13 protein-coding genes are annotated in these 13,704 nt (G+C 61.9%); 6 read left to right on the top strand and 7 right to left on the bottom strand.

Annotation, left to right across the window (positions count from 1 at the left end; genetic code table 11):
* Nucleotides 1-18: 18 nt before the first annotated feature.
* Together V7747_RS13330 and V7747_RS13325 are read right to left on the bottom strand one after the other, a co-directional pair.
* Nucleotides 19-534 (bottom strand): DUF934 domain-containing protein, encoded by a 516-nt coding sequence (locus tag V7747_RS13330; RefSeq protein ID WP_335616509.1) that lies wholly within the window; start codon nucleotides 532-534, stop codon nucleotides 19-21.
* Nucleotides 531-2,201: a nitrite/sulfite reductase gene (locus V7747_RS13325; protein WP_335616508.1), complete on the bottom strand. Its 1,671-nt coding sequence runs from the start codon at nucleotides 2,199-2,201 to the stop codon at nucleotides 531-533. The genes V7747_RS13330 and V7747_RS13325 overlap by 4 nt, the downstream gene beginning before the upstream one ends.
* A 300-nt stretch (nucleotides 2,202-2,501) precedes the next feature.
* Here V7747_RS13325 and ccoG point away from each other — a divergent pair, with 300 nt between their 5' ends.
* From ccoG to V7747_RS13300, 5 genes are all read left to right on the top strand, one after another.
* Nucleotides 2,502-3,917: a cytochrome c oxidase accessory protein CcoG gene (gene ccoG / locus V7747_RS13320; protein WP_335616507.1), complete on the top strand. Its 1,416-nt coding sequence runs from the start codon at nucleotides 2,502-2,504 to the stop codon at nucleotides 3,915-3,917.
* Nucleotides 3,918-3,981: 64 nt separating this feature from the next.
* Nucleotides 3,982-5,391 (top strand): GntR family transcriptional regulator MpaR, encoded by a 1,410-nt coding sequence (gene mapR, locus V7747_RS13315; protein WP_335616524.1) that lies wholly within the window; start codon nucleotides 3,982-3,984, stop codon nucleotides 5,389-5,391.
* Nucleotides 5,392-5,509: 118 nt separating this feature from the next.
* A complete protein-coding gene (gene ubiM / locus V7747_RS13310; RefSeq protein WP_335616506.1) occupies nucleotides 5,510-6,679 on the top strand; it encodes a 5-demethoxyubiquinol-8 5-hydroxylase UbiM in 1,170 nt (389 codons plus the stop codon).
* Nucleotides 6,680-6,805: 126 nt separating this feature from the next.
* Nucleotides 6,806-8,239, top strand: coding sequence for a cytochrome-c oxidase, cbb3-type subunit I (gene ccoN / locus V7747_RS13305; protein WP_335616505.1), 1,434 nt, complete (start codon nucleotides 6,806-6,808; stop codon nucleotides 8,237-8,239).
* A gap of 19 nt (nucleotides 8,240-8,258) precedes the next feature.
* Nucleotides 8,259-8,405, top strand: a complete 147-nt coding sequence (locus V7747_RS13300; protein WP_335616504.1) for a hypothetical protein — start codon at nucleotides 8,259-8,261, stop codon at nucleotides 8,403-8,405.
* 162 nt (nucleotides 8,406-8,567) lie between these two features.
* On the opposite strand, the gene V7747_RS13295 is transcribed toward V7747_RS13300, so the two are convergent.
* From V7747_RS13295 to V7747_RS13275, 5 genes are all read right to left on the bottom strand, one after another.
* Nucleotides 8,568-9,230 carry a response regulator transcription factor gene (locus tag V7747_RS13295; protein WP_335616503.1) on the bottom strand — a complete coding sequence of 221 codons (663 nt, stop codon included), beginning with the start codon at nucleotides 9,228-9,230 and terminating at the stop codon, nucleotides 8,568-8,570.
* A gap of 168 nt (nucleotides 9,231-9,398) precedes the next feature.
* Nucleotides 9,399-10,190 carry an ABC transporter permease gene (locus V7747_RS13290; RefSeq protein ID WP_269687764.1) on the bottom strand — a complete coding sequence of 264 codons (792 nt, stop codon included), beginning with the start codon at nucleotides 10,188-10,190 and terminating at the stop codon, nucleotides 9,399-9,401.
* The gene (locus V7747_RS13285) at nucleotides 10,187-10,924 is read right to left on the bottom strand and encodes an ABC transporter ATP-binding protein (protein WP_335616502.1); all 738 of its coding nucleotides are present in this window, start codon (nucleotides 10,922-10,924) and stop codon (nucleotides 10,187-10,189) included. Before V7747_RS13285 ends, V7747_RS13290 begins: the two co-directional genes overlap by 4 nt.
* Nucleotides 10,924-11,898 (bottom strand): YVTN family beta-propeller repeat protein, encoded by a 975-nt coding sequence (locus V7747_RS13280; RefSeq protein WP_335616501.1) that lies wholly within the window; start codon nucleotides 11,896-11,898, stop codon nucleotides 10,924-10,926. The genes V7747_RS13285 and V7747_RS13280 overlap by 1 nt, the downstream gene beginning before the upstream one ends.
* Nucleotides 11,899-11,909: 11 nt before the next feature.
* On the bottom strand, nucleotides 11,910-13,106 hold the full coding sequence (locus V7747_RS13275) for an ABC transporter substrate-binding protein (RefSeq protein WP_335616500.1): 1,197 nt from the start codon (nucleotides 13,104-13,106) through the stop codon (nucleotides 11,910-11,912).
* 153 nt (nucleotides 13,107-13,259) lie between these two features.
* On the opposite strand from V7747_RS13275, the gene V7747_RS13270 reads away from it, so the two are divergent.
* Entirely contained in the window at nucleotides 13,260-13,697 is a 438-nt protein-coding gene (locus tag V7747_RS13270; protein ID WP_335616499.1) for a copper-binding protein, read from the top strand.
* Nucleotides 13,698-13,704: the final 7 nt, after the last annotated feature.

The following is a 13,704-nucleotide window of genomic DNA, read 5'->3' as shown; positions in this document are numbered from 1 at the left end:
ACAACAGCAACCCCTTGATCACAAGCCACCTCGGCGCCGAAAGAGCGGCCGTGGCTCGATGGCCGAGCGCCCGTAAAGCACGCTCATGCCAGCCAGCCCCTTGAGGGCATCCTCAGCCGACTTGTCTTCACGCACTGCAAAGGCATCAAAACCACACTGGCGCATATGGCTGAGCTGGTCGCGCAACACGTCACCCACTGCCCGCAGTTCACCTTGCCAGCCCAACCGGGTACGTAGCAGGTAGGCCTGGCTATAGCCGCGCCCATCGCGAAAAGTGGGGAAGTGCACCGCGATTAACGGCAGCACGGCCAGATAGGGCTCCAGTTGTTCCGCCTCATCATCCGGTTGCAGGCACACTGCATCTGCGCTGGTTTGCTCGCCCCGCAACACGGCTTCAGTCTGCCGCGCCAGCCAGTCGCTGAACGACAGGATCAGCGGCCCAGTCGGCGCCTCGGGCGGTGTCGGCGCCAGCATCCAGGGGTCCGCAGTTGCCAGTTCGGCACCGTCGCTGCCCAGGCGTATCAGGTTGTTCATGCGCGCACCTCCTCACGCTGGTAGACCCGCGCCTTGAACGGCTCCAGGCCAACTCGCGCGACGGTATCAACAAAGCGCTCGCTCTCGATGCGCTGTTCGCGATAGACGTCAGCCAGGTGCGCAATCACATCCGGTACCTCGGCGGCGCTGAACGCCGGACCAATCACCTTGCCCAGCGCGCTCTGTTTGCCTTGTGCACCGCCAATGGTGAACTGATACCACTCGCTACCATTCTTATCGACGCCGAGGATACCGATATTGCCAATATGGTGATGCCCGCAGGCGTTCATGCAGCCGGAGATATTCAGGCTGATCTCGCCCAAATCCTGCAGCAGCGTCTGGTCGGCAAAGCGGTGCTGGATCGCCTGCGCCACCGGAATGGATTTGGCATTGGCCAGTGAGCAATAGTCGCCGCCGGGGCAGGCAATCACATCGGTCAGTAGCCCGATGTTGGCCGTCGCCAAGCCGGCTTCACAGGCCGCCTGCCAGAAGCGGTAAAGGTCTGCCTTGGCAATATCCGGCAGGACCAGATTCTGCTCATGCGCCACGCGAATCTCACCAAAGCCGAAGCGCTCCGCGAGGTCGGCAACCTGCTCCATCTGCTCGGCAGTGACATCGCCGGGCGGCGTATCGCCACCGGGTTTGGTCGACAGTGTGACGGAAACGTATCCCGGCATCTTGTGGGCATGGGTGTTGCGTTGAACCCATTGGGTAAACTGGGCATCCTGCGCCAGCGCGGTGCCATACCCGAGGTCAGTGGCCGGCTGCGGCACATAGGCTGGCGGCACAAAGTTGGCTGCGACCCGGCTGAACTCGGCTTCGGTCAGCTCGGCCGGACCGTCCTTGATATGCTCCCACTCGGCATCGACCTCACTGGCGAAGGCCTCGATCCCCAGTGCCTTGACCAGAATCTTGATGCGCGCCTTGTACTTGTTGTCGCGTCGGCCATGCCGGTTGTACACCCGCAATACCGCCTCGACGTACGACAGCAGATGGCGCCAGGGCAGCGCGCGGCGGATCGGCTGTGACAGGATGGGCGTACGCCCCAGGCCGCCGCCGACCATGACATCAAACAGCATCTCGCCGTTCGCATCACGGTAAAGGTACAGGCCGATGTCGTGCATCATCACCGCCGCGCGGTCTTCGGTGGCGGAGCACAGCGCAATCTTGAATTTGCGCGGCAAGTAGAGAAACTCCGGATTGACGGTCGACCATTGCCGCAGAATCTCGGCGAGCGGACGCGGATCAAGCACTTCATCTGCCGCCACGCCAGCAAAGGCGTCGGTGCTGATGTTGCGCACACAGTTGCCCGAGGTCTGGATGGCATGCATATCGACCTGCGCCAGGCGGTCGAGAATGTCCGGCACCTGCTCCAGCTCGATCCAGTTGTACTGGATGTTCTGCCGGGTGGTGAAGTGGCCGTAACCGCGGTCGAAGTCACGGGCGATGCTGGCCAGGGTACGCAGCTGGTCTGCCGATAGCGTGCCGTAGGGGATCGCTACCCGTAGCATGTAGGCGTGGCGCTGCAGATACAGGCCGTTCTGCAAGCGCAGCGGCAGAAACTCTTCTTCACTCAGTTCACCGCTCAGGCGCCGCGCAACCTGATCGCGAAACTGGGCTACGCGCTCGGTTACCAGGGCGCGGTCATATTCATCATAGTGGTACATGCAAACCTCTCGGCTGGGCTGCACGCAGCGCCAATAAGGCGTTGGCAACGGGCAGCTCGGATCAGATCACCACTATGCGCAGCCTGGCGTTTACCAACCAGACCCAGATTCAGGCAAAAAAAGCGGATCAGATCGCGGCCGCACAGGCGTCGGACGCTAACGAGAAGCAGTAGCAGACAGTCCTGAGATGCTTTGGGCGCCCTCATCTGATCCGCTTTTTTTAGTACAACCTGAATCTGTTACCGAATCAGCTGGCCGCGCATCATGCCTCGTGCCTGATAACCAAGAGCCGTGATTGCCATGACCAGCCAGATTCCGATTAAAGACGTGACTGCCAAAAACAAGCAGCCGATCACCTTCGTGCCGCCCGCGCAGACCGGCGACCCCATCCATACCCGCAGCTTCAAGGGCTTTTTTCGCAACCTGCGCCTGAGCGGCGCCGGCGCACTCATACTCTTGTTCTTCGGCACCGCGTGGCTGAACTGGAATGGCCATCAAGCGGTGCTCTGGGATCTGGATGCCAAGCAGTTCTTTATCTTTGGCGCGACCTTTTGGCCACAGGACTTCATCCTGCTGTCGGCGATTCTGATGATCGCGGCCTTCGGTCTGTTCTTCATTACCGTTTTTGCTGGACGCGTGTGGTGCGGCTATACCTGCCCGCAAAGCGTCTGGACGTGGATTTTCATGTGGGCAGAGAAAGTGACCGAGGGTGAGCGGCATCAGCGCGTACGCCTGGACGCCGCGCCCTGGTCATTCAATAAACTGGCGCGCCGCTCTGCCAAGCACGGCATCTGGCTGGCAGTTAGTCTGGCCACGGCGATTGCCTTTGTCGGCTATTTCACCCCGGTACGCGAGCTGGTCAGCGATATGCTGCAGCTGCAACTGGGTGCCACTACCGCCTTCTGGCTGTTCTTTTTCACCGCCGCCACCTACTTCAACGCGGGTTGGCTGCGCGAAAAAGTTTGTCTGCACATGTGCCCTTACTCGCGCTTTCAGAGCGTCATGTTCGACGAGCACACCCTGGTCGTCACCTACGACAGCGCCCGTGGCGAAGCGCGTGGCCCGCGCAAGAAGAACATCGACCACACTGCAGCCGGCCTGGGTGACTGCATTGACTGCACTGTATGCGTCCAAGTCTGCCCAACCGGTATCGATATTCGCGACGGCCTGCAACTCGACTGCATCAGCTGCGGCGCCTGTATCGATGCCTGCAACAGCGTGATGGACCAGATGGATTACCCACGCGGGCTGATCCGCTATACCTCCGAGCGGGCGCTGGAAGGCAAGCCCACACACTGGCTGCGCCCCCGCCTGGTCGGTTATGCCGCCGTGCTGCTGTTGATGGTTGGCAGCCTGGTTTGGGGCATCCAGACCCGCCCACTGATTGACCTGGACATTAGCCGTGATCGCAGCATCTTCCGCGAGAACAGCGCCGGCGACATTGAAAACCTCTACACCCTGAAGGTCATCAACAAGAGCCAGCAAAGCCGCTCTTACCTAGTTGACCTGGGTGAGCCTGAGCTTTTCAAGGCCCAGGGTCTGGGCGAGGTGACCATCGCCGGGGGGGAAACAGCGGTATTGCCAGTACGCGTCAGCCGCCAGCACCCCGACGAGCACGCCGGTAGTCAGCCACTGCAGTTTGTGGTCAAGGATCTGCAGGACACCGATAGCCAGGTCAGCGATGCATCGACCTTCGTTTCGCCTGCGGCGCGTTGAGCGTCGCATGGCCACTGCCGATGGCGTAGAGTACGTGGATGCCTCCAAACCCGCACAGGACAGGATGAAACGCTACGAGAAATTCGCCGACGAGATCGCCGAACTGATCCGTACCGGGGTGATCGCCCCAGGTGAGAAGGTACCTTCGGTGCGGCACGCGAGCCGCACCTACGGGGTCAGCCCGTCGACCGTGTTCCAGGCCTACTACCTGCTGGAAGACCGTGGTCTGATTCAGGCGCGCCCGCGCTCCGGCTACTTTGTGCATGCCCTGGCCCGGCGCCAACTGCACGAACCGGATATCGGCCAGTACGCCTCCGGCAGCGTAGAGGTGGATGTCAGCGAGCTGGTGTTCTCGGTATTGAGCTCGCTCAAGGACCCGGACATGGTCGCGTTTGGCTCGGCCTTCCCGAGTCCCAACCTGTTTCCGTTGGCGCGCCTGTCACGCTCGCTGGCCAACAGTGCACGTGACATGCAGCCGCATGCGGTGATCGCCGACATGACCGCCGGCAATCCCGATCTGCGCCGGCAGATTGCCCTGCGCTATATGGTCAGCGGCATGATGCTGCCGCTGGAGGAGCTGGTAATCACCACCGGCGCCATGGAAGCACTCAACCTCTGCCTGCAGACGGTGACCCAGCCCGGCGACCTGGTCGCCATCGAAACCCCCGCGTTTTACGCCACCCTGCAGGTACTGGAACGGCTCAAGCTCAAAGCGGTGGAAATTCCGGTACACCCGCGCGAAGGGATCGATCTGGACAGTCTGGCCGACAGCCTGCAGCGCTTCCCGATCAAGGCCTGCTGGTTTATGAGCAGCCTGCAGAACCCGCTGGGCGCCAGTATGACCGACGAGAAGAAGCAGGCGCTTTATGCGCTGCTGAAGCGACATCAGGTGCCGATGATCGAAGACGACGTCTATGCCGAGCTGTACTACGGCAGCCAGCCGCCCAAGCCGGTCAAGAGCTTTGATACCGAGGGTCTGGTGATGCACTGCGGTTCTTTCTCCAAGTGCCTGGCTCCCGGTTACCGGGTTGGCTGGGTGGCGGCAGGGCGCTTCGCCGAGCAGATCAGCCGCCTCAAACTGATGACCACCATCTCGCCTTCGGTGCCGGCCCAGGCGGCACTCGCCGATTACCTGCAACACGGCGGCTACGATCGCCACCTGCGCAAGCTGCGCCATTCGCTGGAAAGCCAACAACGCGCGATGCTTGCCTCGGCAGCGCGTCACTTTCCGGCCGATACCCGCGTCACCCGCCCCAATGGTGGCTACTTTCTGTGGTTCGAGTTTCCCACCCGGGTCGATTCATTGCAGCTATTCCAGCATGCATTGGCTCAGGGCATCAGCCTGGCGCCAGGCCCGATCTTCTCCGCCAATCGCCATTACGGCCACTGCGCCCGCCTGAACTACGGTCATCCGTGGGACGCACGCAGCGAGCAGGCCATGGCGACCCTGGGACGCATCATCGCGTCTTTCTGATGCGGCTCCAGCTGCGACACCTGAGCGCAGCGGATTGCAAGCCTACACTGACCCAGCGCAATACTCTGTGCACCGCAACTGGCCAGACTGGGCTTTTGCGGCCGTATGGAGACCCTACATGATTTACGATATTGCCATCGTCGGTGCTGGCCCCAGCGGGCTCTGTCTCGCCCGCGCGCTGTCGGGAGAAGGCCTGTCTGTGGCGCTACTGGAAAGGCAGTCGGAGGCTGCCATCGCCGAGCCGGCCTTTGATGGTCGCGAAATTGCGCTAACCCACAACTCGCAAGCGCTGCTGGAGCGGCTGGACATCTGGTCACGGATTAGTCCGGATGATATTGCCGTGTTGCGCGATGCCAGCGTGTTCAATGGTCCGTCCGCTTTTGCGCTGCATATCAACGCCCAGCAAGCTGGGGCAGAGCGGCTGGGGCATCTGGTCGCCAATCAGGCGATTCGCCGCGCCTGCTACCAGAGCTTGCAAGCGGCAGGTACCAGGTTGCGTTGCGAAGCGGAGGTAAAAGCCATCAGGCAGCAAGCGGATCGGGTCGAGCTGGCATTGGCCAGCGGCGATACTCTGCAGGCGCGGCTGCTGGTCGCCGCAGATAGCCGCTTTTCCGAGACGCGCCGCCTGCTGGGCATCGGTGCTCAGTTGAAAGACTTCGGCAAAAGCATGTTGGTTTGTCGTATGCAGCACGACAAAGACCACCAGCAGGTGGCCTGGGAATGGTTCGGCTACGGTCAAACGCTAGCCCTGCTGCCGCTCAACGGGCGGCAATCGTCGGTGGTGATTACCTTGCCGCCGCGCGAGATTGCCCAGCTGCAACAGCTAGGTGATGAGCGCTTTTCCAGAGAAATCGAGCAGCGCTTTGCCCACCGTCTGGGACGTATGCAACTGGTCAGCAGCCGCCATGCGTACCCTCTTGTGGGTGTTTATGCCCGGCGTGTCATCAGCCAGCGCTGCGCGCTGATCGGCGACGCTGCTGTGGGCATGCATCCGGTGACCGCACATGGCTTCAACTTTGGCCTGGGGAGTGTGCAGCGGCTCAGCAAGCTGGTGCTGGCTGCCCATGCGCGCGGTAAAGATCTGGCGGAGCCAGCCTTGCTCGAGCGTTACCAGCGCCAACAAAGGCTGGCTACCTGGCCCCTATATCAGGCCACCAATCTGCTGGTGGAGTGCTACACCAGTGATCAACTGCCTATGCGTCTGCTGCGCAACGCCGGTCTGCGTCTGGCCCAGCAGGCTCAGCCACTCAAGCGTGGCATAGCCCGGCATCTGACGACCCAGCACTGAGTCGGCAAAGTCCATCTGATACGCTTTAACGCATGACCTCTGAGTCTGTTTTGTTTTGCACGTCTTTTCTACAGTACGGCTACTTTTGCGGCGCGGTCCGCAGTCACTGTCAGAAAGGTTTTAACGATGCAAAACACAGGTGCTGTGCAGCCTTACAACTACCGGGTGGTACGCCAGTTCGCCATCATGACGGTCGTCTGGGGCGTGGTAGGTATGTCAGTCGGGCTATTGGTCGCTTCGCAGATGGTTTGGCCAGCCCTGAACTTTGATCTGCCCTGGACCAGTTTTGGCCGCCTGCGCCCGCTGCATACCAGCCTGGTGATATTCGGCTTTGCCGGCAGCGCCCAGTTCGCCGCCAGTTACTACGCCGTACAGCGTACCTGCCAAACGCCGCTGATTGCACCGCGCCTGACGGCCTTTACCTTCTGGGGCTGGCAGGCCGTGATCATCATTATGCTGGTCACGCTGCCACAGGGTCTGACCACGACCAAAGAATATGCCGAGATCGAGTTCACCGGCGCTGTGGTGATGGCCATCGTTTGGGTCGCCTACGCGGTGGTGTTTTTCGGCACCGTAATGCGCCGCAAGACCCGTCATATTTATGTGGGCAACTGGTTCTTCGGTGCCTTCATTCTGGTTATTGCCGTGCTGCATATTGTTAACCACGCCTCGATCCCGATCAGCTGGTTCAAGTCCTACCCGGTCTATGCCGGCGCAACCGATGCCATGGTGCAGTGGTGGTACGGGCACAACGCGGTGGGCTTCTTCCTGACCACCGGGTTTCTCGGCATGATGTATTACTTTGTACCCAAGCAGGTGAACCGGCCGGTGTACTCCTACCGCCTGTCCATCGTGCACTTCTGGGCGCTGATCACCCTGTACATCTGGGCCGGCCCGCACCACCTGCACTACACCGCGCTGCCGGACTGGGCGCAATCACTCGGCATGGTGATGTCGCTGATTCTGTTGGCACCCAGCTGGGGCGGCATGATCAACGGCATGATGACGCTATCCGGCTCGTGGCATCAGCTGCGCACCGATCCGATTCTGCGTTTTCTGGTGGTGGCCCTGGCCTTCTACGGCATGTCGACTTTTGAAGGACCGATGATGGCCATCAAAACCGTGAACGCGCTGTCGCACTACACAGACTGGACCATCGGCCACGTGCACGCAGGCGCTCTGGGCTGGGTTGCGATGATCACCTTCGGCTCGCTGTATCACCTGATTCCCAAGGTGTTTGGGGTCGAGAAAATGCACAGCACCGGGCTGATCAACCTGCATTTCTGGCTCGCGACCATCGGCACCGTGTTGTACATCGTCGCCATGTGGGTCAACGGCATTACCCAGGGCCTGATGTGGCGCGCAGTGAACGTCGACGGCACACCCACATACTCGTTCGTCGAAGCGCTGGAGGCTAGCCATCCGGGATACGTAGTGCGAGTTATTGGCGGCGCCTTCTTCTTCACCGGCATGCTGTGTATGGCCTGGAACACCTGGCGCACCGTCCGCGCTGCCCGCCAGCTGGAGGCGCAGACTGGCGCCCTGGCAACCGCCCATTGAGAAAACCGGAGCGCATACCATGTTGATCTCTGAAATAGTGGCACTGGCGACGCTGATCGGCTTTTTCATCGCCGTCAGCGCCAGCTTGGCAAATCACCCAGACGACGAACTGGAAGAGGCAGCCCAACTGCCGTTTCTGGAGGAGCCGGATCGGCTGGATGCCTGAGAGCGGCTGAGGTCAGCCACTTGTTCATAAGTGGCCTGCAAAACTGCGGCAAAGGGTTGCAACAGGGCTTTCCGGCGACGGAAAGCCCTTTTTTCTCGCCGAACAACCAGGTTTTCGGTTACGCGCTGCCGGCAGCGAGTTTGGTCCAGTTGCTATACAGCTTCAGCGCCGCAAATACGCACTGAAATCCACATCACTCGCCGACAAAATGGCCTGCACCCGGTTATGCACATTCAACTTGCGCAGAATCGCCGAGACATGCGCTTTCACCGTGGTTTCGGCGATTTCCAGGTGGTAGGCGATCTGTTTGTTGGACTCGCCCTTGGCCATGCGCTCCAGCACCAGCAGTTGCTTGCGGGTGAGGGCGTAGAGCAGTTCCGGGGAGATCGGGTATTCCTCGGGGTTGCGGCGGGTGATGGTGTGGTTGGCGCGGATGATGTCGGAGGGCAGGTAGACGTTGCCGGCGAGGATCTGCTCGATCGCTTCGGTCATCTGCGCGCGCGGTGACGATTTGGTGATAAAGCCGACCGCGCCGTAGGTGATGGCTTGCAGCACCACCTGTTTGTCTTCCTCGGCCGAGACGATGACCACCGGAATCGACGGCGACTCGTTACGCAGCGTGATCAGGCCATTGAGGCCGTGCATGCCGGGCATATTGAGGTCCAGCAGAATCAGATCCAGGTCGTCCTGTTCCCGGGCTATGGCCAGAGCACTATCCAGGTCGCAGGTTTCCAGCAGCTCGCTGCCGGGAAATCCGCTACTGATGACGTTGCAGATGGCCTCGCGAAACAACGGATGATCATCAGCTATCAGTATCTTGTACATGGCTTGGGCAACCTGTTTTTGTTGTATTCGGTTATGCCGGGCAACGCTGGCCCGGTGGTATCAGGTAGGTATTACACCCCCGGTGGGGCGTCTTGCAAATGATACATTCGCACAACGAAGCGGTACTAAAGTAGTAGTTTCGTGCTGGCTACGCCGGCCGTGTGCCGTTTAACCACGAATTGCCGCGCGCTGCGGGTTGAAGGTCAGCACCGCCGCCAGACTGAACAGCAGCCACAGGCCCAGGCAGACCAGCAGCGCGGTCAGGTTGAACTGCTGATACAGCGCAAAGCGCACCAGTTCCACCGCGTGGGTGAAGGGGTTGAGTGCGCACAGCCAATACAGCCACTCACTGGATTCGCGCATCTTCCACAGCGGATACAACGCCGACGACAGGAAGAACAGCGGGAAGATGACGAAGTTCATCACCCCGGCGAAGTTCTCCAGCTGACGAATCCCGTTGGACAGCAGCAGCCCCAGTGAACTCAGCAGCAGCGCCGCCAGAAGCAGGGCGGGCGCGGCGGCGAGCAGGCCCCAGAGTGGCGGGCGAATGTCAAAGCACCAGGCAATCGCGAGAAAGGCATAAACCTGAATCAGTGACACCAGCGCGGTGGCCAGCAACTTGCACAGCAGCAGAAACGGCCGCGGCAGCGGACTCATCAGCAGCACGCGCATGCTGCCCATTTCCCGGTCGTAGACCATCGACAGCGAGCCCTGCATGCCGTTGAACAGCAGGATCATGCAGCACAGTCCAGGCAGGATGTAGGTCTCGTAGGTGATGTAGGTGCTGTACGGCGGGATGATCGACACCCCGAGCGCGGCGCGAAAGCCGGCGGCAAATACCAAGAGCCACAGCAGCGGCCGCACCAGCGCACTGAGAAAGCGTGAGCGCTGCTGGAAGAAGCGCAGCCACTCGCGCTGCATCACGCCCTGCAGGCAGTTGAGGTATTGGGCTGCGGTCATAGCGCGGGCTCCTCGCTGGCGCGGCTGAGCCGCTCGAAGGCGTCGCTGAGACTCTCCTGAGTCGCGCCGTTGCTCAGGGCGTCGGCTTGCCCCTGGGCGACTACGCGGCCGCGGTTGAGCATCACCACCGGGTCGCTTGGCAGAATCTCGTCGAGCAGGTGGGTGGTCCAGATCACCGTCAGCTGCTGTTCATCGCACAGCGCGCGCACGTGCTGATTGAGTGCCCGGCGGCTGGCCTGATCCAGCCCCACGCTGGCCTCATCCAGCAGCAGAATGCGCGGCTGATGCAGCAGGGCGCGGGCGATCTCAACTCTCCGGCGGTGGCCGCCGTTGAGCGCGCGTACCCGTTCGTGCTGACGCTCGCCGAGCTGCTGGCGGGCCAGTTCGGCATCGATCCGCAGCCCGGCCTCGCGCCGCGACAAGCCGTGCAGCGCGGCGTGGTAGGCCAGGTTCTGGCGCACGCTGAGGTCCAGATCCAGCGTGCTTTGCTGAAACACCACGCCGAGCTGGCGCAGCGCCGCGCGTGGATGCTGGCGGATCGACAGACCGTCGAGCAGGATGTCGCCCTGCTGCAGGTCGTACAGACGGCTGAGCAGCGCCACCAGTGTGGACTTGCCCGCGCCGTTGGGGCCGAGCAGGGCGTTCAGGCAACCCGGCTGGCAGCTGAAATCAACCTGCTTGAGCGCCTGACGCTCGCCATAGGCGAAGCTGACCTGCTGCACGGCGATGGTCATCAGGGCGTGACCACCACACCCCAGGGGAAGCGGCCGACTCTGATCGACTTCACTACCTCCAGGTCGTGGACGTTGACCACAGACACGTCGCCGCTGATGCCGTTGGTGGTCAGCAGCAGGCTTTCATCGCCGTTGAACGCCATGTGCCAGACGCGGCGGCCAACCAGCAGGTAATCGAGTACTTCAAAGGTGTTGGCGTCGACCACTGCTACATGGTTGGCCGGGCCAAGGGCGATAAAGGCGTATTTGCCGTCGCGGGTCAGGCGCACGCCAACCGGCTGGATGCGGTCCGGGTGAATGCCCTTGATCTCGAAGGTCAGCACTTTTTTCACTTCGCGCGAGTCCACGTCCAATACCGTCACGGTGCCGCCGATCTCGGCCGAGGCCCACAGCGTCTTGCTGTCGTGGGTGAATTCGACGTGACGCGGGCGCTGGTCAACCAGGGTGTTGTCGACCAGTTCGTTCGTGGTGGTGTCGATCCAGTGCAGCATGTTGGTGGTTTCACTGGTATTCACCGCCCACTTGCCGTCCGGGCTGACCGCCATGCCTTCGGGCTCGACGCCCACGTCGATCTGCGCCAGTACCTCGGCGGTCGGCACGTCGACCACGGTTACCAGCGCGTCGTCTTCGTTGGAGATGTACAGGGTGCGGTCGTTCGGATGCAGGGCAAACTGCTCCGGGTCAGCGCCGGAGGGCAGCTCCTGAATGATGCGGCGGGTCGCCAGATCCATGATCTGTACGGTGTCTGAGTCGCTGGCGCAGATGAACAGCTTGCTGTTGTCGCTCGACAGCAGAATGCCGCGCGGGCGCATGCCGACCTCCAGCGTGTCGGTGACCTCCAGGGTGTTCATGTCGATCACCGAGATGGTGTTGTCCTTCTCGTTCGAGACGTAGGCAGTCTCGGCCAGAGCAGGGGCGCTCGCAGCGGTAATCAGCGCAGCCAGCAGGGCGTTGCGAAAGGGCAGGGTAGTCATGGGCAGCTCCATCAGCTCTTGTTCAGGTGTTCGGCGATGCGGCACTGGCTTTCGGGCTCGTCGTAGCCGAGGGTGTCCAGGTCGGTGCCGGGGTGCAGGAAGCCGTCCTGCGGTGAGGTAGTAACCAGTGCGCGTGGCTGCACCAGCGCAATTGGCTGGCGCAACTGGCCGCTCCAGGTGCGGTAGCTCAGCTTGCGGCCCTTGAAGCCGTCCATCGGCAGGCGGTCGCTGACGCTGAGCGCGCCAATCGCCTCGGCGTCGGTGCTGTTGAGGGTGGTGACCGCCGCGCCAATCGAGCGCACGGCCAGCCAGGAAGCAAAGTCCAGACTGTTCATCCAGCGCCCGGCGTGTTCCTCAAAGCGCTTCTGCAATTGCGCCGCGCCGTAGGTTTCGATGGTCTTGTGCCAGCCGACCGGGGTCAGGCCCTGGGTGCCGGCCACCGGGCGCGGATACCAGGTGTTGTAGGGAATGTATTCGCCAAAGTCGCCGCGCTCGTCGGCCACCAGTACCACGTCGTACTCATCGGTCTGGGTGAATAGCGGCACCTCGGCCTGGGCGGCGCGGCGCAGGTCGGTATCAAAGCTCCATTCCTTCTCTGCGACGATGCGCATGCCGTAGCGCTGGGCGGCGCGCTTGAGTGCGTTGGCGTAGGCCTGATCCTCGGCGGTCGGGCCGCTGATCAGCAGCCAGCGCTTGAGTTTGCGGCTGAGCAGAAACTGGCCCATTGCATCGGCCAGCATGGCGCGGCTGGGCAGGGTGTGCAGCACGTTGGGCAGGCACTGGGTGGTGCGCAGGGCGTCGTCGTAGCTGCCGGCGTTGAACAGCAGGCTGTCGCCAAACTCGGCCGACAGGGTGCTCAGCGCGCTGGCCGGCAGGTTGCCGATGAACAGCCGCACGCCGTCGGCATGCAGGGCGCGGGCGGCGTCGAGGGTAGCGTCCAGCTCGGCCTCGCTGGCGGTCAGCAGCTGGTAGTCGTGCTTGAGGAAGCGGCCGGTGGTGTTGTTGTCGACGATGGCGAGTTCCGCCCCGCGCAGGCCAGCGTCGGTCGGTTCGAGAATCACGTTCGACAGCACCGGGCCGGGGTCGGGCGTCCAGGTCACGTAGCCAATGCGCACCGCCAGCGGCTCGGCATGGCTGCGTTCGGCGACCAATGTGGCCGCGCACAGGGCGAGCATGAAGAATGCGGTTTGGGTGAGCAGCGGGCGCATCGGGGCCTCCTTTTTGTTGTGGCCCCAGCATAGGAACCGCCCGCCGGCGGGGAAATATGCAGAAAGTACCAATAGCCCGGTACCAAGGTAGTATTTCGGCTCGCGGCAGGGTCTTTAGCATTGCGGCAAGACAATAAGAAAAGGATTGCCCCCATGTCGCACACCCGCACCCTGCTGCACGTCAGCCTCATGCTGATCTGTCTGATTGGCACCGACCGCCTGTTCGCCGCCGGTGACCTGACCCGCCGTACCACGCCCTTGCCCGACCTGATTCTTGGTAACGAAGAAAGCGACTTCGCCATGAGCCAGAGCGAATACGAGCTGGAAACCGGCAAGGCCTATCAGCTGATGATCGTTTCCTCCGGCCAGAAGGAATACGCCTTCCAGGCGCCCGACTTCTTCAAGACCGTGCACCTGCGCAAGGTCGAGGCCGGTGATGTGGAAATCAAACCCGCCGTGCTGCACGAACTGGAATTCGAAGAGGCCGGTGAGGCCGAAATTTTCTTTACCCCGCTGATCCCCGGCCGCTACGCCTTCTATCTCAAGGGCTACGAAAGCAAGGGTATGCAGGGCACCTTCGTCGTTCGCTGATCAGCCC

The sequence above is a fragment of the Halopseudomonas sp. genome (assembly GCF_036960865.1).
Taxonomy (GTDB): domain Bacteria; phylum Pseudomonadota; class Gammaproteobacteria; order Pseudomonadales; family Pseudomonadaceae; genus Halopseudomonas.
Note: the sequence above shows the minus strand (reverse complement) of the source record. Positions and strands in the feature narration are given on the sequence as shown.

What these genes read in the sequence shown, in the direction of transcription:
- V7747_RS13330 (WP_335616509.1), bottom strand. Translation starts at nt 534, where the DNA reads ATGAACAACCTGATACGCCTGGGCAGCGACGGTGCCGAACTGGCAACT.
- V7747_RS13325 (WP_335616508.1), bottom strand. Translation starts at nt 2,201, where the DNA reads ATGTACCACTATGATGAATATGACCGCGCCCTGGTAACCGAGCGCGTA.
- ccoG (WP_335616507.1), top strand. Translation starts at nt 2,502, where the DNA reads ATGACCAGCCAGATTCCGATTAAAGACGTGACTGCCAAAAACAAGCAG.
- mapR (WP_335616524.1), top strand. Translation starts at nt 3,982, where the DNA reads ATGAAACGCTACGAGAAATTCGCCGACGAGATCGCCGAACTGATCCGT.
- ubiM (WP_335616506.1), top strand. Translation starts at nt 5,510, where the DNA reads ATGATTTACGATATTGCCATCGTCGGTGCTGGCCCCAGCGGGCTCTGT.
- ccoN (WP_335616505.1), top strand. Translation starts at nt 6,806, where the DNA reads ATGCAAAACACAGGTGCTGTGCAGCCTTACAACTACCGGGTGGTACGC.
- V7747_RS13300 (WP_335616504.1), top strand. Translation starts at nt 8,259, where the DNA reads ATGTTGATCTCTGAAATAGTGGCACTGGCGACGCTGATCGGCTTTTTC.
- V7747_RS13295 (WP_335616503.1), bottom strand. Translation starts at nt 9,230, where the DNA reads ATGTACAAGATACTGATAGCTGATGATCATCCGTTGTTTCGCGAGGCC.
- V7747_RS13290 (WP_269687764.1), bottom strand. Translation starts at nt 10,190, where the DNA reads ATGACCGCAGCCCAATACCTCAACTGCCTGCAGGGCGTGATGCAGCGC.
- V7747_RS13285 (WP_335616502.1), bottom strand. Translation starts at nt 10,924, where the DNA reads ATGACCATCGCCGTGCAGCAGGTCAGCTTCGCCTATGGCGAGCGTCAG.
- V7747_RS13280 (WP_335616501.1), bottom strand. Translation starts at nt 11,898, where the DNA reads ATGACTACCCTGCCCTTTCGCAACGCCCTGCTGGCTGCGCTGATTACC.
- V7747_RS13275 (WP_335616500.1), bottom strand. Translation starts at nt 13,106, where the DNA reads ATGCGCCCGCTGCTCACCCAAACCGCATTCTTCATGCTCGCCCTGTGC.
- V7747_RS13270 (WP_335616499.1), top strand. Translation starts at nt 13,260, where the DNA reads ATGTCGCACACCCGCACCCTGCTGCACGTCAGCCTCATGCTGATCTGT.